The 19,038-nt window shown below is 65.9% G+C and carries 14 protein-coding genes; all 14 read right to left on the minus strand.

All coding sequences use genetic code 11. The features are described 5' to 3' along the window. Positions 1–2 precede the first annotated feature (2 nt). The gene (locus AC1DSC_RS27975; protein ID WP_436287118.1) at positions 3–1,079 is read right to left on the minus strand and encodes a pentapeptide repeat-containing protein; all 1,077 of its coding nucleotides are present in this window, start codon (positions 1,077–1,079) and stop codon (positions 3–5) included. After that, positions 1,076–3,733, minus strand: a complete 2,658-nt coding sequence (locus tag AC1DSC_RS27980; RefSeq protein WP_436287117.1) for a DUF2169 family type VI secretion system accessory protein — start codon at positions 3,731–3,733, stop codon at positions 1,076–1,078. Before AC1DSC_RS27980 ends, AC1DSC_RS27975 begins: the two co-directional genes overlap by 4 nt. Beyond that, positions 3,733–4,173, minus strand: coding sequence for a DUF3592 domain-containing protein (locus AC1DSC_RS27985; protein ID WP_278877288.1), 441 nt, complete (start codon positions 4,171–4,173; stop codon positions 3,733–3,735). Before AC1DSC_RS27985 ends, AC1DSC_RS27980 begins: the two co-directional genes overlap by 1 nt. Positions 4,174–4,201: 28 nt before the next feature. After that, positions 4,202–6,535 carry a type VI secretion system Vgr family protein gene (locus AC1DSC_RS27990; RefSeq protein ID WP_062363806.1) on the minus strand — a complete coding sequence of 778 codons (2,334 nt, stop codon included), beginning with the start codon at positions 6,533–6,535 and terminating at the stop codon, positions 4,202–4,204. A gap of 20 nt (positions 6,536–6,555) precedes the next feature. After that, on the minus strand, positions 6,556–9,282 hold the full coding sequence (gene tssH, locus AC1DSC_RS27995; protein WP_018906618.1) for a type VI secretion system ATPase TssH: 2,727 nt from the start codon (positions 9,280–9,282) through the stop codon (positions 6,556–6,558). Then, the gene (gene tssG, locus AC1DSC_RS28000) at positions 9,279–10,445 is read right to left on the minus strand and encodes a type VI secretion system baseplate subunit TssG (RefSeq protein ID WP_436287115.1); all 1,167 of its coding nucleotides are present in this window, start codon (positions 10,443–10,445) and stop codon (positions 9,279–9,281) included. The genes tssH and tssG overlap by 4 nt, the downstream gene beginning before the upstream one ends. Then, on the minus strand, positions 10,442–12,313 hold the full coding sequence (gene tssF, locus AC1DSC_RS28005) for a type VI secretion system baseplate subunit TssF (RefSeq protein WP_436287114.1): 1,872 nt from the start codon (positions 12,311–12,313) through the stop codon (positions 10,442–10,444). The genes tssG and tssF overlap by 4 nt, the downstream gene beginning before the upstream one ends. Then, the gene (gene tssE, locus AC1DSC_RS28010; protein WP_012745362.1) at positions 12,314–12,841 is read right to left on the minus strand and encodes a type VI secretion system baseplate subunit TssE; all 528 of its coding nucleotides are present in this window, start codon (positions 12,839–12,841) and stop codon (positions 12,314–12,316) included. It abuts the gene before it with no gap. 29 nt (positions 12,842–12,870) lie between these two features. After that, on the minus strand, positions 12,871–13,737 hold the full coding sequence (locus AC1DSC_RS28015; protein ID WP_436287113.1) for a type VI secretion system accessory protein TagJ: 867 nt from the start codon (positions 13,735–13,737) through the stop codon (positions 12,871–12,873). 113 nt (positions 13,738–13,850) lie between these two features. Continuing rightward, a complete protein-coding gene (locus AC1DSC_RS28020) occupies positions 13,851–14,333 on the minus strand; it encodes an Hcp family type VI secretion system effector (RefSeq protein ID WP_012745360.1) in 483 nt (160 codons plus the stop codon). 49 nt (positions 14,334–14,382) lie between these two features. Further along, entirely contained in the window at positions 14,383–15,891 is a 1,509-nt protein-coding gene (tssC, locus tag AC1DSC_RS28025; RefSeq protein WP_012745359.1) for a type VI secretion system contractile sheath large subunit, read from the minus strand. Positions 15,892–15,909: 18 nt separating this feature from the next. After that, positions 15,910–16,479: a type VI secretion system contractile sheath small subunit gene (gene tssB / locus AC1DSC_RS28030; RefSeq protein ID WP_012745358.1), complete on the minus strand. Its 570-nt coding sequence runs from the start codon at positions 16,477–16,479 to the stop codon at positions 15,910–15,912. Between the two features lie 80 nt (positions 16,480–16,559). Then, entirely contained in the window at positions 16,560–17,651 is a 1,092-nt protein-coding gene (tssA, locus tag AC1DSC_RS28035; RefSeq protein WP_436287112.1) for a type VI secretion system protein TssA, read from the minus strand. 132 nt (positions 17,652–17,783) lie between these two features. Beyond that, a complete protein-coding gene (locus AC1DSC_RS28040) occupies positions 17,784–18,971 on the minus strand; it encodes a fumarylacetoacetate hydrolase family protein (RefSeq protein WP_018906623.1) in 1,188 nt (395 codons plus the stop codon). Between the last annotated feature and the right edge of the window lie 67 nt (positions 18,972–19,038).

Below are 19,038 nucleotides of genomic sequence, written 5' to 3' on the forward strand. Positions count from 1 at the left end.
TTTCAAGAGGGATATGCGCCCGGACGCGCGAGGCGGCGTGCCGAGAACTCCTCGGCGGCAAACAGGTCGGGGTCGTTCAACAGCAAGCCACCACGGTCGCCATATCTCGTTCCCTCCTGTTGCGCGCGGTGAACCTTGGTGCGCAGGAAGCGAGCGCCCCGCAGATCGGCACCACGCAGATCGGCGTGAGAAAAATCGGCGTATGTAAGGTCCGCCCTTGCGAAGACGGCATGGCTGCAGCTGGCACGCTGGAAGATGCACTGCTCCAGTTTCGCGTCGGAGAAATCGGCTCCGCGCGCCTGCACCTCGACCCAGATGCTTTGATTGAAATGGGCGCCGCGGCAACCGACGCCATCGAGCTTGGCCGACAGAAAGAGGCACTGGGGCGCATGGACCCGGTTCAGGCTCGCACCTTCGAGCGTGGCGCCCTTGAAGTTGCATTGCACAAGCATGGACTCGTCAAAGTCGCATCCGTCGAGTTCTGCGTCGATGAACTGGCAAAGCAGGAACTTCTGCGCATTGAATCTCTGTCCCGAGAGCTTGGCCTCGGAGAAGACAGCCTTGTCGAACCGGCTGCCACGGAAGATTGCCGATCGAAGATCTGCCCGGTAGAACACTGTCTTGTGCAGGAGCGTCATGGAAAAGTCGGTGGCATCGAGCGAGGTCTCGGAGAACACCAGGGCTTCCGACAGCACATTGACGAACGAGGCGCGGTCGAGCGTGCAGTTGGAAAAAGAGGCAACGCCGGCATTTGCGTCATCGAGCTTTGCGCCAGCCAGTCCACATTGGTAGAAGGCGGCACCGTCGAGCGTGGCGCCGACCATCCGGATCCCAGTTGCATCGCAATGCTCGAATGCACAACGGTCCACATGCGCGGCATCAAGCCGGGCCCCGGCAAGCTTGCACTGCTTGAAGATGCTCGCATCGAGCTTGGCACCGGACAGATCGGCACCACTCAGATCGGTCTCCAGGAAAATGGCACCCGTGAGGTCCATGCCCCGAAAGTCGAGCGCTTGAAGTTGCTTCCGAGCGATCGTTTCTCCGCCATGGATCATCGCCTGCACACTGGCCGGGGTCATTCCACCTTCTCTTTCTTGCGCAAGGGAACCGTCTTGACCTGCTCGACATAGGCCCCGTCGAAAAGCGTTCTGTCATCGATGAGACATTGCGACAGGTCCGCCCTGAACAGGTTGGCACGACGCAGGTCCGTGGACACGAGCACCGCCTTCTGCAGGATGGCGCCGCTGAGATCGGCATCCAGCAGCGACGCCTGGGTCAGGTCCGAACGCACGAACATCGCGCCCTTGGCGTCGGCACCCTCCAGGTTCGTGCGATGCATCGATGCCCCGGAGAAGTCGCTGTTCTCGATCCGCGCATTCGCAAAGTCCGCTTCGTCCAACGCAATACCACGCAGGCTGCAGTCGCGCAGCATGGCGCCTCGAAAGCAGACCTTCCTCAAGCTGCTCTCTCCCACGAAGCAGGTGGTCGTCAAGTGTGCGGCCGAGAAATCGAGACGGCCTGCGCCATCGGTGTTGACCCATCCGCATGAATCGAGCTCGGCGTGCGCAAAGCTCAGTTCGTTGACATCGCAATCGATCCACGACATCTTGTGAATCCGTGCGTGGTCGAAGCGCACGCCATGCATCACGGACTTCTCCAGCACATGGGCATAGGAGATGCCGGCACGTTCGAAGCTGCACCTCTCCAGGTGCACGGTCATGAAATTCAGCTCCTCCATGGTCGCATCGGAAAAATTGCATCCCTTGGCAACCATCTTGTCGAGCACCATCTTCATGAAGCGCGCACCCGAGAAATCCGCCTCCTCGCATCGTGCCAATGCCATGTTGGCACGATCGAAAATCGCACGGCGCATCGACGTGCGATGCAGGCGCGCTCTCGCCAACACCGCTTCGCTGAAGTCGGCATCGTCGAGCCTGCTATTGCTGAAGTCCACGCCCTCGAGGAGTGCTCGATGCCATCGGGTGCCGTGAAGGTCCATGTTCGACAGGTCGGCACCGGTCAGATCCATGTCCGAGAAATCGCGCGAACCCGCGAGCACGCGCTCGATTTCGGCCCGTGCCCTGTCGGACTCGTCGGGCGGCATGGCGTCGGCCGCGTCCTGGTACTGCGCCATGCTGCGATAGCTCGCGAGCAATCCTCTTTTTGCGTCGGCCGTCACCCTCCTGAGTTCCGCGAGGCTCTCCGGGGGCGCGGGCGGCGCGCCTACCGCCGCAGAAACACCCGAGATTCCGTCTACGAAAGGCCGGGGGTCGAACCGCGGAGGCCCCTTGCCCTTGGCCGCTTCTGCTTTCGCGAGAAAGGTCGAGGTATCGAAGCCAAGCTTTCTCGATTGGACCGCATTGGCATCGGCGGCCTTGCCGATGGCCTCCCGCCCCTTCGCCAGCTTCTCCCGCTGCTCCTGCACCATGACTTTCATCTTCTGCACATAGGCCGGGATCTCATGCAGCTTGGGCGGGGTGGTGATCGGCGGGGGCGGCAGGGCGAACTTGGCCGGATCTCCGCCGCTCGCCTTGAATGCTTCGGCCAGTTTGGCTTGGGCACGTTCGGCGCGAACTTTCATGTTGCGGGTGAGCGGGTCGGCGTCCCTGTCTTCTTCCTGGCTGTTCTCGAGCCACTGCCCAATCGAGTTCGGCGGCAGCAGTTGATCGTCGCGCAATGCGTAGAGTGCGCCGTTCTCGGGATCGCAGCGCTGAATCAATACATCGCGGTACGAAGCCAAAGGCCGTTCCGACCCACCTTCCTCCATGGCAGCCATGACGTGGCTGATGTCGGATGCGTCGTCTTCCTCGATGCCGATGCTGCCGTGGTACACCAGCGCGACCTGCTCTCGATGGGGAAAAAACCAGGCCGTCGTGAGGCGCAGCAAGACTTCGTCAAAAATGCCCGACGCCAGTTGCCGGTTCTTTGCTTCACGGACGATGAACCCTCGCGCCTGCCAGCCGGGCAGGCGGCCGCGTTGCACCGGATCCTCCGGATGCATGTTCAGGATCTCGTAGCTGGCACCGGCCAGGCCGCGCTCGCCCAGCGCCAGCCACTGGTCTTCGGAGGCTGCATTGAAGTAGCCCCAGTCCATGTCCCGCGCGAAACCGGGATAGAGGTTCTGCTTCCAATGCTCGTCGTAGTCGCGCCCCATCTTGCGCATCCGCGAAGGCCTTGCCACATCGATCGGGCCGAAGCCTGCGGGTGCAGGCACCTGGCCCGGCCGCCACAGCAGTCCGTTCGCGTGTTCGATGTTGGGCACGCGCCGCACTTTCAACCCCTCGACGATGTCATCGTCATGTCCGATGCCCAGGGGGTTTTCTGCGAACCCCGGGCCCCCGAAGGCCTTGCGCCAGTCAAGGCGGATCGCATCGAATGGCTGGGGCGCGGTCGCCCGGCCGTCGATCCAGAATCGGTCGCCGAACACCAGGAGCGTTTTCTTGCGCGCCCCGACTTGCACGCTCACTGCACAGCGAGACTTGTCCGGCTGGTGCGCCGTGTGCGCAAAGCCCGATACGATGAATTCGGCATTGTCCTTGGGCATGCCGAGATCAAACACCGTGTCGCCGCCCAGTTCATCGGTCAGGGTCTTCCAGATCTCGGGTTCCGGCACAAGCTGCTGCTGGCCCTTCAGGTTTGTCATTGCGATGACGGTCATCGCCAGATACTGGGCGCCGTTCCTCAGGTAGGGGCGCGTCAGGATGCTCAGGCGCAGGGGCTTGATGGTTTTCATCAGTAGGCGCTTGACGGTATTTCCAGCGGCGTGCGCTCCCGATCGATCGCCACCCGATCGGGCGCATCTCGCGCATAGATCACATCGATCTTCTTGCCGACCGAGAAATTGGCCAGCAGTCCGAGTTCGATGAAAGTCGCAACCGGCACTTCGTGACGGTTTCCCGCCGCGTCTTCATATGCGAGCAACAGATCGGTGGCGGCGACTTCGTTGTTGCCATAGTTGCCGTTCTTGGTCAATCGATTCGCCTGCCTCGAGATGCCGACCACCACACCTTGCGCGCGCACGCCTTGGCCGCGCAGTGCTTGCCAGGTTTTTTCTTCGGCCATGTAGCGGGCGTTTGCAGCGTATGAGGAAACGATAACGTGTACCCCAAACACCCCCGCAATACCGCACAGGCCGAGGCACAGGGTTGCCGCCAGGATGTTCCACCAGCTCACTTGCGTTCTTTCGAAGGAATGCCGCGCATCAGGCCTTCATGAAAAGGCTCTTGAATGCCACTGCGATGTAGCCGGTCTTGAGACTGAGTCCGACTGTCGAGATGCCAACGGGATTGAGCTTGTATTTGAACTTCGCATCGATGATGCTGGTCACGGACAGGTTGATGAACACGCCGTTGAACTGGCCGTTCACCCCCGAGAATTGCAGCTTCACGCCATTGACATCGACCGCCGCCACATTGACGCCCGTATGTTCGAGCGTTCCGTGGTTGTCCGTGTTGCGCCACCAGCCTTCCTTGGCTGCGTTGACGGTGTTGTCGCCCGCATTGATCGTCCGCCTGTCCGAGTTGTCAACAATGTCCGGCGCGTTATTGATCGTGGGTCCGGTCGTGGTGGTCGTGCTGCCCCCCGTGACGACATGCGTGTGGTTGCCCAGGACGTTGCTGGTGACCCCGCCATTCACCATGAAGGTAAGGCCGCCGCTGATGGTCTCGTTCACGCCGCCCGTGATCGTCTGGGTCACGCCGCCGGTGATCGTCGAGTTCACACCTCCACTGATCGTCTCGGTCGCACCACCGCTGATGGTTTCCGTGAACCCTCCGCTGACAGTGCGCGTTTCGCCGCCGCTGATCGTCTCGGTCGCGCCGTCCGAAATCGTCCGCGTCTCGCCGCCGGAAACTGTCTCGGTCGCTCCGCCGGTCACCGTGCGAGTCTCTCCGCCGTCGATCGTCTCCACCGCGCCCTCGGTGATATGACGTTCTTCGCCGGCTTTGTAGGTGGCCGATTCATGCCCCACGATGACGGTCGTGCGCGTGCCACCGGTGTCGTGGGTCTCGTTCTTCTCCACCGAGACATTCAGGTCGCGCTCTGCATGAAGCGCTACGTATTCAGCGCCCATCTTGTCTTCGAAGACGAGCGAGTTGGCGGTTTCCGGCGAGCCGCCCGGCGTAGAACGCGTGACGAACCCGCTCTTGGTCTGCTCGCCCGGCAGATTGAAGGGTGGCATCTGGCGCGGGTTGTAGACCCGCCCCACGACGAGCGGCCGGTCGGCCCGCCCGTCGACGAAATCGATCACCACTTCCTGGCCGATGCGCGGCGTGAAAACAGCACCGAAGCCGTCTCCTGCGATGACATGGGACACGCGCACGAAGCACGAGCAGTTCTCGTTGCGGCGCCCGCTGCGGTCCCACCGGAACTGCACCTTGACGCGGCCGTACTGGTCGGTCCAGATCTCCTCGCCTTCGGGGCCGACCACCACCGCGGTCTGCGGACCGGTGGTCCTGGGGATTTGCGTGATCCGGGGTGCCCTGAAGGGCAGGGACGTCGGCTGGACGACAAAGTTGAAGCTGTATTCGCCCGGTGCGGCTCCGGTGGCGTAGCCGCCTTCGCGCAGCATGTAGTTCACCGAAACGATCAGGTACTCGCGGTTGTCGTCCGACCTCGGCGAGTTCTGCATCGAGAAGGTGTAGCCGGGCGCCATGCCCCGGACCGTGGCATGGCCCACGCTGCGCTCGGCCATCGACTGCGCTTCTTCCAGCCGCACGCGCGCATAGTGCTCGCCTTCGCCGGGGTTCGTGTACTCGCCGAGCCACTCGTACATCTCATAGCCCGAGTGGTCGTACGGCTGCGGCATGGAGCGGGCACCGCTCAGATCGGCGCCCGGCGTGGTGAAGTTGTAGTCATCCACCGCATAGCTGCCCGAGCGGATCTCGGCCGTCACTTGCCAGTTGTCGATGACCTCCATGTCCTCGGTCACGTCGCGATCGGCCGCGAAGTAATTGATGGTTTCGTAGCCGGACATCGGCTCGTGCATCGTGACGTCGTCGGTCAGCACCAGCGTATGCTGGTTCTTGTCGTGCTTGAAGTAGTAGTAGATGCCTTCGAGTTCCATGAGCCGGCTCACGAAGGCAAAGTCCGTCTCGTTGTACTGCACGCAGTGCTCCCACTGGCGATAGGTGCCGGTGAGCTTCTTCTCGAAGGCGAAGTTGTAGTCGCCGAATACGTCCTCGAGAACTTCGACGACCGTCTTGTTCTGGAAGATCTTGTTGTCGCTGGAGCGCGTGAGATACCAGAGCCATGGGCGCACCGAAGCACGATAGACGGTGTGGCGCGAGGTACCGCCTTCGCGTCCGATCATGGAGAAGCGGACCACCTGGCCGTTCAGGAAACGGGGCGCGCCGGCCGTCTGGATCTCCAGGGCCATGGGTTTTCCGAGCACCGCCTTCATGTCGATCGACGCGCTCGGGCTCAGCAGGTCGACCTCGAATTCGAACAACTGCGACAGTCCCTCGGTGCCATGCATCGAGCGGAACTGGAGCTGGTCTTCCCCAAGCGGGGTGTGCGCTCGTACGACTCTGGCCATGAGTTTGTCTCCTTGTCTTCTTAGGCTTCGGAAAATTCGTACCGGAAGTCGTCGCCCGCTGCGGACAGCCGCACGCCGGCGAGCTTGCGCGCACTGACGGTGGCGCCGATGACTTCTTCGCTCAATCGCGGCAGGATGGTGTGCGTGAGGATCGCATCGATCATCCGCCCACCCGACTCGATGGCGGTGCAACGGCGCGCCACCAGTTCGACGGCGCTGTTGTCGTAGTCCAGCGCAATGCCATGGTTCGCATCGAGGCGGGTGGCAATGCGGTCGAGCTGGAGGCGAATGATGCGATGCAATGCGTCGGCTTGCAACGGGTAATAAGGCACTACAACCAGCCGGCCCAGCAGCGCCGGCGCGAACACCTTGAGCAGCGGTTCGCGCAGCGCGGCTGCGAGCGGCTCGGGGTCGGGGCGCAGGGTCGGGTCTTCGCACAGCTGCATGACCAGGTCGGTGCCGACGTTCGACGTCATGATGATCACGGTGTTGCGGAAGTCGATGTGGCGGCCCTCGCCGTCTTCCATCCAGCCCTTGTCGAACACCTGGAAGAAGATCTCGTGCACGTCGGGGTGGGCCTTCTCGATCTCGTCGAGCAGCACCACGCTGTAGGGCCGGCGGCGCACGGCCTCGGTGAGCACGCCGCCTTCGCCGTAGCCCACGTAGCCGGGCGGCGCGCCCTTGAGCGTGGAGACGGTGTGCGACTCCTGGAACTCGCTCATGTTGATGGTGACGAGGTTCTGCTCGCCGCCGTAGAGCGCCTCCGACAGCGCGAGCGCGGTCTCGGTCTTGCCCACGCCCGAGGGGCCGCACAGCAGGAACACGCCCACCGGCTTGTTCGGGTTGTCGAGCCGCGCGCGCGCCGTGCGGATGCGCCGCGAGATGGTCTCCAGCGCGTCGGGCTGGGCCACCACGCGGGCCGAGAGGATCTCGCCGAGGCGCAGCACCGACTGCGCATCGTCGCGCACCATGCGGCCGATCGGAATGCCGGTCCAGTCGGCCACCACGGTGGCAACGGCCTGCGCGTCGACGGCCGCCAGGATGAGCGGCGATTCGCCCTGCAGCTGCACGAGCTTGTCCTGCGCCTGGTCGAGTTCGGCGCGGATCTCTTCGGGCGTTCTTTCGGGTTCCGACGGAGCGGGCTCGGCTTCAACTGGAGCTTCGGCCTCGTCGCCCTCTTCCTCTTTGGCCTCGGCCCGCACCGGCACTGCATCGGGCGAGAGCAGCTTGCGCAGCGCCACGATGCGCTCCACGAGCACGCTTTCTTCCGCACGCCGCTGCTCCAGCAGGCCGAGTTCGGCCTGCGCCGCCGCCACCTGGGCCGCGATGTCTTCCACCCGCTGGTGCTCGCCGACGCCGATCGCCGCCTCGCGCCCCGCAATGCCCGACTCGATGCCCAGCACCTCGATGCGGCGCTGCAGGTCTTCGATCGCCGCGGGCAGCGCATGCTGGCTCAGGGCCACGCGCGCGCAGGCCGTGTCGAGCAGGCTCACGGCCTTGTCGGGCAGCTGGCGCGCGGGGATGTAGCGGTGCGACAGGCTCACGGCCGCTTCGAGCGCGGCGTCCAGGATGAGCACGCCATGATGCTTCTCGAGCTCGGCCGAGATGCCGCGCAGCATGACCACGGCCTTGGACTCGGTGGGCTCGTGCACCTGGATGGTCTGGAAGCGCCGCGTGAGCGCCGGGTCCTTCTCGATGTACTTCTTGTACTCGGACCAGGTGGTCGCGCCGATGGTGCGCAGCCGCCCGCGCGCCAATGCGGGCTTGAGCAGGTTGGCCGCATCGCCGGTGCCGGCGGTGCCGCCCGCGCCGACCAGCGTGTGCACCTCGTCGACGAACAGCACGATGGGCTTGGGGCTCTTCTCGACCTCGTCGATCACCTGGCGCAGCCGCTGCTCGAACTCGCCCTTCACGCCCGCGCCGGCCTGCAGCAGCGTGGGGTCGAGCACCCACAGCGACACGTCCTTGAGCGAGGGCGGCACGTCGCCCGCCGCAAGGCGCGAGGCCAGGCCCTCGACCACTGCCGTCTTGCCCACGCCCGCCTCGCCCGTGAGCAGCGGATTGTTCTGCCGCCGGCGCATCAGGATGTCGATGATCTGGCGGATCTCGTCGTCGCGGCCGTAGACCGGGTCGAGTTCGCCCGCGCGCGCCTTCGCCGTGAGGTCGCTCGCGTACTTGGCCAGCGCCGAGCCGCCCGCGGCAGCGCCGTCGCCCTGGTGGGACACCGCCGGGGCGGCTTGCCCCGGCGCGGCCGCGGCGTCGAAGTCGTCCTCGGGCGAGCCCTCGGTCCATGCGGGAAGCTGCGCGACGAGCACGTCGGGCACGATCTTGTCGAACTCGCGCGAGATGCCCGAGAGCACCTGGCGCAGCCCCGGCGTCTTGACGATGCCCGCGAGCAGGTAGGCACCGCGGATCGACGTGGCCTCGAAGCGCAGGCTCGCATAGACCCAGGCGCGCTCGACGGCGTTGTCGACGTGCTCCGAGATGTCGCTGATCGAGGTGGCGCCGTGCGGCAGGCGGTCGAGCGCACGCACCAGGTCCTGCTCGACCGCATCGAGGTTGAGGCCGGCGCGCTTGACGATGCGCAGCAGGTCGCTGTCCTGCAGCTGCAGGATCTGGTGCAGCCAGTGCACCAGCTCCACGTAGGCATTGCCGCGCAGCTTGGCGAAGGCGGTGGCGGTCTCCAATGCCTTGTAGAGCATCGGATTGAGTTTCGAGAAAAGGGAGACGCGGCGGATATCGGTCATAAGGCCATGGAAGAGGCTTCGGCCGCCGCGGAAGCAGCCGATGCGGAACGGGAATACAGGGCTTCGGGCTGGAACAGCATGTCGCCGGCGTCTGTGGGGGAGAGGCGCGTGCCGAGCCAGCTGCCCCAGCCCAGGCGCTGGTCGCTGCCCAGTTGCATGCCGAGGGCTTCCTGCTTCTTGAGCACGAGGCGCAGCTCCCACGCGAACTCGATGCCCACGTACTGGCGCACCCAGTCGACCACCTGCTGCAGGCGCTTGCTGCCCGGCAGGAAGTCGCGGAACTCGCGCTGCGAGAGCGGGCCGAGTTCGAGCCTGAACTTGCCCTGCGCATCGCGCACCGCCAGCCCGACGGTGGCGCCGGCGCCCAGCTTCTGGTTGCGCCCGGAAGTGCCGATGCGGCTGATCTCGCGCTCGTCGAGCATCACCCAGTCGCTCACGAACTCCTCGACGCGCACAGGCACGTCGAAATACAGCCGCAGGATCTGGATCAGCCCCTCGGGGTTGCGCGTCTGGCGCACGAGGTGCCCGGCCATGAAGGTGCGCGCATGGTCGGCGATGCGGTCGCGTTCCTTCAGGCCCGGCTGCCCCATGTTCATGAGGCTGGCCACGTAGTCGACGAAGCGGTGGCCGTCGGGGCGGTCCAGGCTGTTGACCGACTGGGCATCGGCCCAGGCCCGGTAGAACAGCAGGATGAGCCGGTGATGGAACAGGTCGGCGAAGGCGCTGAGCGTGTTGTCGCTGTGGTGGCGCTTGCGCTCGCGCGCGTACTCGGTCAGGTGCAGCGGCAGCGGCCCGTTGGGGCCGAACAGGCCGAAGCCGTAGATCGAGATGCGCGGCGGGCCGTCGCCGTCGACATCGACGCCCGAGACGTTCGAGGGCGCAAAGGCCATCGACGGTTCCTGGCCCAGCCGCAAAGGCTCGTCGAGCGGGCGCGGCGCGCGGCCCAGCAGCGGATGGCTGCCGTGCGCATCGAGGCGGCGCAGCAGCATGAACAGGTCGTGCTCGAAAGGCTGGTCGACCAGGCCGGCCCACAGGACCGGATCGGCCTCGGGCACACCGCGCCGCGCGGGTGCCGCGGCATGCTCGGGCGCGGCATGCTCGACCGCAGCCGGCGGCGCCTGCTGCGAATCGTCGGCAAGCTCGGCTGTGGTGCGCATGCTCATACGGCGGGGCGGCGTCCGATGCGCGGCGTCCAGCGCGCGATCTCGCCGCGCTGCAGGCTGGAGAGCGCGAACTCGGTGAACGCGTTGAGCGACACGTGCCGGCTGAAGAATTGCTCCAGCACGGCGCCGAAGAGATAGGGGCTCGCGCCCGAGAAGGCCACTTCGTCGATCTTCAGCGCGATTTCCACCCCACGCCCGAAGACGATCGGCCCCGGCTCGGGCAGGCGGCGGAACACCGGCGCCAGCGCCATCGAGCGCACGCCCTGGATCTGGCGGCGCACCGCGGGGTCGGCCAGGTTGCCGTAGAGGTCGAGCATCTCGCGCAATGCGGCCGCGCCCTGCGTGGCGTCGATGTCGGTCAGGCTCAGGTAGTTGAGGCCCAGGTGGCTGATCAGGCGCCAGGTGAGCGCCCCCTCTGCCAGCGCCGGATAGGGCCGCGACGGCCCGCGCAGGATGCGGATGCCGCGCACCGGCGCCGACACGCGCAGCGAGAAGTCCGACTCCAGCCCGGTGGGCAGCAGCAGCGGCAGGTCGCGGTTGGTGCACAGCGCGTCGATGGTGATGTGGCGCAGGCTGTGCGGAAAGGGCGCGTCGTGCTGGTCGACCAGCGACACGTACACCTCGCTGCCGGTGTAGCTGGTGCGCGTGCCTTGTGCGCGTGCGCGGTCGGACACCAGGCGCGGCTCGCGGCGCAGCGAGAAGTACGCGCCGAAGTCGCCGTCGTCGGCAGCGAACGAGCCCAGGAAGGGCCTGAACTCGCGCTCTTCCGAGCCGCTCGCCATGTGGCCGGTGACGCGCTCGACCGTGAAGATCTCGAAGTCGCGCGGGCGCGTGCGGTCGATCACCGCATGGTGCTCGTGCTGCCCGGGGCCCACCGGAATGCGGTCGCTGCGGCGCGGCACCAGGTTGATGATGGGCGTGCAGAACAGCGAGAAGTGCTTGGCATCGACCAGCCGCTCCAGGTCGGCGTCGGCGCGGTCGAGCAGGATCACGATTTCCATCGTGGTGCCGCCCATGGCCGAGGCCGCCGCGCGCAGGTTCTTCACGCTGAAGAACAGGTAGCGGTCGGGAAAGGCGAAGTATTCGTGCAGCAGCCGGTAGCCCTGGAACGAGCGCGCGTCATAGGGCAGCAGCGCCTGCTCGGGATCGAAGCCCTCGTGGCGAATGGCTTCGTCGCCGAGCGGAACGATGCGCGCCTTGCTGCCCGGGCCGCTGCGGCACACGGTGCCGATGCTGTGGTGCACCGCAAGCTCGAGCACGCGCAGTGCATGCAGCTCCGCGCCCGAAAGAAAGAACTCGAGCCGCTCGATCGGCATCTCGGCAAACGTGGTGCCGCCCACCGCTTCGAGCTTGATGGTGATCGCGCTCCTGGCGCGCTGGGCCACCGCGGGCATCGCATGCGCGACTTCCGCGGGCACGGGGCCGATGCTTGCATCCGCGATCCTGATGGGCCACAGCGTGACCTCATGGCCGGTGCGGAATTCGCAGGCCGTCTGCTCGCCCTTGATCATGCGTCCGCGCATGATCGTGTGGCGCGGCAGCTCGTAGCCGGCCTTCAGCGAGCCCTCGTTGAGGTTGCCGTCGATCTGCACCACCGCCATGGCCGGCAGCGGCGCGAGGAAGTTGGGGTACACCACCTCGAGCAGCCGCTGCGAGAAGCGCGGAAACTCCGCATCCATCTTGAGCTGGATGCGCGCCGTGAGAAAGCTGAAGCCCTCGAGCAGGCGCTCCACGTAGGGGTCGCTGACCTCGATGCCGCGCATGCCCAGCCGCCCGGCGATCTTCGGGTAGCGCTGCGCGAACTCGGCACCGAGCTCGTGCATGTAGGTGAGCTCGCGGTTGTAGTAGTCGAGCAGCCTGGCGTCCATTCAGAGCCCTCCCGTCGGGCGCAGGACCATGTGGCCGCTCTCGAGGTCGAGCTCGGAGCGCAGGATGAATTCGATCGGGTAGGGCACCGACCACAAGGTGCCGCGGATCTCGAGCGCGAGCAGGTTGTGGTGCTCCAGGTCGGTGGCGTCGGTGACGCAGCGCACGTCGATGCTGTCCTTCATGATGCGCGGCTCGAAGTCGATGATCGCGGCGCGGATGGCGGCCTCGACGTCCGCGAAGTCGACCTCCGACATGCGTCCGCCGGCCCAGCCGCGCACGCCGTAGTTCACCACCGAGCGCCGCGCGCGCGGCATGGCGTTGATGGTGTGGTCCGCGCCGAAGTTGGTGGTGTTGAGCAGCCACTGCAGGTCGCGCAGCACCGAGTCGCGCAGCAGCTTGCCGCTCATCAGGAACGCGCCCGCGCGCTCCTGGCGGCTTTGCGGCTGCTTGTCGGTCAGGCGGTCGAGCAGCACCGGCTGCAGGCGGTCGCGTGCAACGCTTTCTTGCTGGTCGCCATCGGCCTCCATGGCCGGGCGGCTGGCTGGCAGGACGGAACTCACTGCGCGGCACTCTCGGCAGGCGCGAACTCGACCAGCCGGATGTCGAGCAGCGAATGGTCGCCGGCTTCGCTGATCAGCGTGCGCTGGCCGATGCCGGCGTACTGGTCCTCGCCGGCCAGCGGCAGCCAGTCGGTGCGGCGGCCCAGGGTTGTTTCGTCGTCCAGCGCATCGAGCGCGCCGGGATAGCGCACCGGCACCAGGCCGTTGAGCCCGCGGCCGTCATGCAGCACGATCTCGGCCGGTGCCCAGAGCAGGTCGACCAGGTGCTGCGGACGGGAGAACTTGAGGCGGCGCACCGCCGGCAGCGGCAGCCACGCATAGCCCGAAGGCGTGAGGAGCTCGAGCGCGGCGCCCATGCGCGCGTCGCCGTCGCAAAGCCAGGCGAACTCAATGCTTTGCACCGGCTCGCCGTCGATGGCCTGCACGGCGCGGGAGTCCGACCGGTCGACGCAGCTCAGCGTGCCCTGCAATGCGGGCGCATCCTGCCGCGCGGCTTCGCGCAGCTCGGCCGCTTCGGCGGCGCGTTCGGGCGGCAGGGCGGCGGCAGCAATCAGCGCCGCGACCCAGTCGGCCTCGCCGGCCACGACGGCCAGCGCACGGCCGCCGTTCCAGAATTCGGTTCGATGCCGCTCGGCGGCCAGCGCCATTGCACAGGTGGCACTGGCGGGAGCGAAGGAAGGATCGATCTTCGCGGCCAGCTTGAGCTGGTCTTCAGCCCGCTGCCAGTCGCCCCGCAGCGCAAGAAAGTGGCCGAGGGCAAGCCGCAGGCCGGCATTCTGTGGACTCGCGCGAATCTGCCGCTGTACCCATTCGGTGTGTTCGGCCACGGAGCGCTCGCCCAGCACTGCAAACCCATCGCCCATGAAACTTCCTCATTGACTCGCGCACGGCCCCGGAAGGCCGTCGACAACTATCTGCAGGCGACCGGCCCGCGGCATGCGCGGGCCGGTCGGGAACAAGCACGAAAAAAGGGAAATCAGGCTTCCCGGTTTTCCTTGATGTTCCAGGCCAGCACGGTCTCGGCGCCCTTGCCGCCCTTGTCGGTCTGCTCCCAGTACTGCTGCTTGACCTTGGCCGCCTGGAAGGCGAACTGCACCAGCACCGCATCGCCGCCCTGCTCGGCCGAGTACTGCACCGAGGTGACCAGCACTTCTTCCAGCGTCACGCGCGTGTATTCGATCTGCGAGCCCCCGGCCTTGCACACCGACACTTCCACCTTGCTCAGGTGCTTGCCGCTCGCGCAGTTCTTCATCACCGACGGCGCCGCCTTGTCGATGCGCGCGAGCACCTGCAGGTCGTTGAAGCTCGCCTTGCCCACACCGCCACCGCCGCCGCTGACCATGTTGCCAGGCTGCGTTGCTCCCCATGCGAACGACTTGATATCCGTCCAGTCCTTGTGGTTCGAGTCCTTGGATTCGCCGTTCGCGCCCTCGACGCGCATGAACATGTCTACTGCCATGATTAACCCCCAGAGTTATATATATGCCCGATTGCGGGACACCGTTGAACTAGCTGCTGTCCTTCTTGTTGGATGGCAGCTTCGAAACCAGCCGCAATGACACCGTCAGCCCTTCGAGCTGATAGTGCGGCCGGAGAAAAAACTTGGCGGCGTAGTAGCCGGGGTTGTCCTCGATGGCTTCCACCTGGACTTCGGCCGCCGCCAGCGGCTTCATTGCCTTCGTATCCTGGGACGACGTGCCGGGGCTGCCGTCCACGTAGTTCATGATCCAGTCGTTGAGCCAGCGCTCCATGTCCTCGCGCTCGCGGAACGAACCGATCTTGTCGCGCACGATGCACTTCAGGTAGTGCGCGAAGCGGCAGCATGCGAACAGGTAGGGCAGGCGCGCTGCCAGGTTGGCATTGGCCGTGGCATCCGCGTCGTAGTACTCGGCCGGCTGCTGCAGCGACTGCGCGCCGATGAAGGCCGCGAAGTCGGAGTTCTTGCGGTGCACCAGCGGCATGAAGCCGTTCTTGGCGAGCTCGGCCTCGCGCCGGTCGCTGATGGCGATCTCGGTGGGGCACTTCATGTCCACGCCGCCATCGTCGGTCGGGAAGGTGTGGGTGGGCAGGTTCTCGACCGCGCCGCCCGACTCCACGCCGCGGATCGACGTGCACCAGCCGAACTGCTTGAACGAGCGGTTGATGTTCACGCCCATCGCGTAGGCCGAATTGGCCCAGGTGTAGCGGTTGTGCAGGGCCGAGTCGGTTTCTTCCTCGAACTCGAACTCGTCGACTGGATTGGTGCGCGCGCCGTACGGCAGGCGCGCCAGGAAGCGCGGCATGGCCAGGCCGATGTAGCGCGCGTCTTCCGACTCGCGCAGCGACCGCCAGGCCGTGTGCTCGGTGTTCTGGAAGATCTTGGTGAGGTCGCGCGGGTTCGACAGCTCCTGCCACGAATCCATCTGCATCACCGTGGGCGATGCGCCGGCGATGAAGGGGCAGTGCGCGGCCGCGGCGATCTTGGCCATTTCGCCGAGCATCTCGACATCGGGCGGGCTGTGGTCGAAGTGGAAGTCGCCGATCAGCGCGCCGAAGGGCTCGCCGCCGAACTGGCCGTACTCGGCCTCGTAGATCTTCTTGAACAGCGGGCTCTGGTCCCAGCCGATGCCCTTGTGGCGCTTGAGCGAGCGCGCCACTTCGCGCTTGGAGGCGCACATCACGCGGATCTTGAGCTGCTCGTCGGTCTCGGTGTTGTTGACCAGGTAGTGCAGGCCGCGCCATGCGCCTTCGAGCTGCTGGAAGTCTTCGTGGTGCAGGATCTGGTTGATCTGCTCGGAGAGCTTGCGGTCGATCTCGGTGATGATCGCCTGCACGGTGCGGTAGGCATCGTTCGAGATGGTGACGGTGCTTTCAAGCGCCTGCACCGCCAGCGTCTTGACGGCGCTTTGCACCGCCTCGCGCGCCTGGTCGGTCTTGGGCTTGAACTCGCGCTGCAGGAGGTCGGAGAACTCGTTGGGCTCGAGCGCTTCGATGGTGGCGGCCTGTCCGCGCGCTGTCTGTTTGGGTGCAGTGCTCATGATGGAGATCCTGTCGGCTTACTCGGAAGGGGTGCCGGGGTTGCCCGACTTTTCGTTCGCGGCCTCGATCGCCTTGGCAACGGCGGGATTGGGTGCGGATGCGAGCGACTTGAGCAGCTCCGGGTTCTGCAGCGCCTGGGCGATCAGCTGCTCGGCGCCGTTCTTGCCGTCCATGTAGGACAGCAGGTTGGAAAGCTCGGTGCGCGCTTCGAGCAGATGCTGCAGCGCGCCGACCTGGCGGGCGATGCGCGCGGGCGAGAAGTCGTCCATGCTGTCGAAGGTGATGTCGACGTTCATCTGTCCTTCGCCCGTGAGGGTGTTGGGCACCTGGAAGGCCACGCGCGGCTTGATGGCCTTCATGCGGTCGTCGAAGTTGTCGATGTCCACCGCCATGAAGTCGCGCTCGGCAAGGTCAGGCATCGGGTCGACCTGCTTGCCCGCGAGATCGGCGATCACGCCCATCACGAAGGGCAGCTGGATCTTGCGCTCGCTGCCGTAGATCTCGACGTCGTACTCGATCTGCACGCGGGGTGCCCGGTTGCGCGCGATGAACTTCTGACCACTGTTTCTGACACGGTTGTCTGCCATAAAGCTTCCTCTTGAATCTCAATGCCTATTCGTATGGGTCGAGTCCCGGCGGCCTGCCCCCGGGTTCCTGCGCCGGCCGTTCACTCCGCTGCCGACCCGCCGCTCAGCGAGCGGCCGGCCAAGCTTTCGATCTTCTGCAGGCCCTCGGGAACGAGTTCTTCGATGATCTGGAAAAAGTTGAGGTCCAGCAGCCTTTGCGCTCTGCGGATGAGCATGGGGGCCGGGTGGCTGGGCTCGGTGCGTTCCATGTACTGGCACGCCTTTTCCAACAAGACCTGCACATCATCACGAGTCGATATTTCAATATCTTTAATGCTTGCCGCACGCGCACCGGAGGCGCCATGGCCCAAGGCCGCAGCGCCCTGCGCCAAAGGAGCGGCCGGCGCCGACCCATCGCCTTGCGCTGCCGCCTGCGATGCTTCGGCCGGCTCCGGCTGGGCCTGCTCGGGCAGCAGCTGGACCACGGTGCGAAGCGAGCGTTCGAGCCGGGAGAAATCGGGGGCCCAGCTCTGTCCCAGGGCCCGCTCCGAGGTCTCCCGGATGCGCCGCAGCAGCTCCAGCGCCGCATGCAATGCCACCACCGCGGGCGCCGCCTTCTCCTGCGCGCGGCGCGCCACTTCCCGCAGCCGGCCGATGCCGCCCGGGTAATCGATCTGGTCGGCCTTGCTCGAGTCGAGCAGGGCCTCGACCTGCCGCAGGCTCATCGACGCGCCGGCATCCTCGAGCAGGCGCGCATCGCGCACGCTGCGCCCGAGCCCCTCGGCTTCGGCCAATGCAGCCAGCGCATTCATGCGCGGCAGCGGGTCTTCGAAATCGCCATCGACAACGCGCGGATGCACGTCGTTCCAGAACTTTTGCAGGATGCCGTCCACCACGCGCAAGCCATCGACGTAGCCCGGCAATCCCCGGCTCTCGGTCCATGCCAGCGTCAGCAGAACCAGCACGCGCACGTCGAGCGTGCGCCGGCACAGCTGCTTGGCAATGCGCTCGACGCGGGCCCAGTCGGGCGGCTCGGCCGGAATGATGGTCGAGCCGAACTGCTGCTCCCGCTTTCCCGTTGCCGCTTGCTGCAACGCCATGAAATCGGGGTCGTATTCGAGGTCTTCACCGCACGGAAGCGGGCCTTCAACAGGCGACTGCAGTAGTTCGATCTCGCTCGGCGGCAACCCCATCTCCCGTGTTAACCATTTTCAAGACCGGTTATCTTGAGGGGAACGCGAGACGCGGTCAACAGCAACAGTTTGCTACGTGCCGGCTATGAATCACAAAGGAGTACAACTCCTTCTAAAGCGTAGAAAGAACGTTTACAGCAATCCGCGCGCAGCCAAATTCCGCATCAGCGCACTTAACCCGAAAGTCCACCGCGGCGCCTGGTCCGAATGGACCACGCGGTTCACGAGGGCGCCGAGTTCCGGCGCGGCGATGCTCACGCGATCGCCGACGACATGGGTGAATCCTTGCCCAGGACCATGACGGTCCTGTGTCGGCGCGAACATGGTGCCCAGGAACAGCATGAAGCCGTCGGGATAGTCGTGGTGCGCGCCGACGGCCTGCGAGACGAGGTCCAGCGGATCGCGGCTGATCTTGGCGAGCGAGCTCGAGCCTTCGAGCGTGAAGCCTTCGGGGCCCTTCACTTCGAGCGCCACCGTGATGCGGCGCACGTCGTCGATGCCGAAGTGCGCATCGAACAGCCGGATGAACGGGCCGATGGCGCAGGAGGCGTTGTTGTCCTTGGCCTTGCCGAGCAGCAGCGCGCTGCGGCCCTCGAAGTCGCGCAGGTTGACGTCGTTGCCGAGCGCGGCGCCCAGCGTTTCGCCGCGGCTGTTGACCGCGAGCACGACCTCGGGCTCGGGGTTGTTCCACACCGATGCGGCATGGATGCCCACGTCGGCGCCCATCCCCACGGCCGAGAGGACCGGTGCCTTGGTGAAGATCTCGGCATCGGGCCCGATGCCGACCTCGAGGTACTGCGACCACGCGCCCTGCGAGATCAGCACCTCCTTGACCTTCGCGGCCTCGGCCGAGCCCGGCACGATGCCCGCGAGGTTGTCGCCGAGCACGCCGCTGAGCGCCGCGCGCGTGGCCTCGGCGCGCGAGGCATCGCCGCGCGCCTGCTCCTCGATCACGCGCTCGAGCAGGCTTTCGACGAAGGTCACGCCGCTGGCCTTGATGGCCTGCAGGTCGCAGGGTGCGAGCAGCCAGGGCTTGGCTTCGTCGCGCGCGGTGGCGTCGCTGTTGGCGATGGCCTCGTCGAGCGCGGCGACACGCGGAGCCTGGCCGCTGCGCAATGCGCGCCGCACCGCATCGGCGGGCGGCTCCTTCGCCTCGAGCAGGTCGCTCATCGTGGGCGCGAGGCGCGAGAGATCGTGCAGCCCGCCCTCGTGCACCGCCACGAGTACGGGGCCCACGCCGGGCTGCCAGATGCGCCCGACGAGCGTGGCGCGCTCGGCGTCGCGGGGAAGGCTGGCGGCGGTGGAAAGATTCAGGGGCATGTTGTCTCCGGAGGCGCTTGGGTTGGGTTCTTGGAGCGGACATTCTGAATGAATGTGTTCCCTGCCG

It is taken from the genome of Variovorax sp. 01N425, from assembly GCF_056399465.1.

Bases quoted from the DNA above. Each gene is read 5' to 3' on its own strand.
- AC1DSC_RS27975 (WP_436287118.1), bottom strand. From the start codon at position 1,079: ATGACCCCGGCCAGTGTGCAGGCGATGATCCATGGCGGAGAAACGATC.
- AC1DSC_RS27980 (WP_436287117.1), bottom strand. From the start codon at position 3,733: ATGAAAACCATCAAGCCCCTGCGCCTGAGCATCCTGACGCGCCCCTAC.
- AC1DSC_RS27990 (WP_062363806.1), bottom strand. From the start codon at position 6,535: ATGGCCAGAGTCGTACGAGCGCACACCCCGCTTGGGGAAGACCAGCTC.
- tssH (WP_018906618.1), bottom strand. From the start codon at position 9,282: ATGACCGATATCCGCCGCGTCTCCCTTTTCTCGAAACTCAATCCGATG.
- tssG (WP_436287115.1), bottom strand. From the start codon at position 10,445: ATGAGCATGCGCACCACAGCCGAGCTTGCCGACGATTCGCAGCAGGCG.
- tssF (WP_436287114.1), bottom strand. From the start codon at position 12,313: ATGGACGCCAGGCTGCTCGACTACTACAACCGCGAGCTCACCTACATG.
- tssE (WP_012745362.1), bottom strand. From the start codon at position 12,841: ATGGAGGCCGATGGCGACCAGCAAGAAAGCGTTGCACGCGACCGCCTG.
- AC1DSC_RS28015 (WP_436287113.1), bottom strand. From the start codon at position 13,737: ATGGGCGATGGGTTTGCAGTGCTGGGCGAGCGCTCCGTGGCCGAACAC.
- AC1DSC_RS28020 (WP_012745360.1), bottom strand. From the start codon at position 14,333: ATGGCAGTAGACATGTTCATGCGCGTCGAGGGCGCGAACGGCGAATCC.
- tssC (WP_012745359.1), bottom strand. From the start codon at position 15,891: ATGAGCACTGCACCCAAACAGACAGCGCGCGGACAGGCCGCCACCATC.
- tssB (WP_012745358.1), bottom strand. From the start codon at position 16,479: ATGGCAGACAACCGTGTCAGAAACAGTGGTCAGAAGTTCATCGCGCGC.
- tssA (WP_436287112.1), bottom strand. From the start codon at position 17,651: ATGGGGTTGCCGCCGAGCGAGATCGAACTACTGCAGTCGCCTGTTGAA.
- AC1DSC_RS28040 (WP_018906623.1), bottom strand. From the start codon at position 18,971: ATGCCCCTGAATCTTTCCACCGCCGCCAGCCTTCCCCGCGACGCCGAG.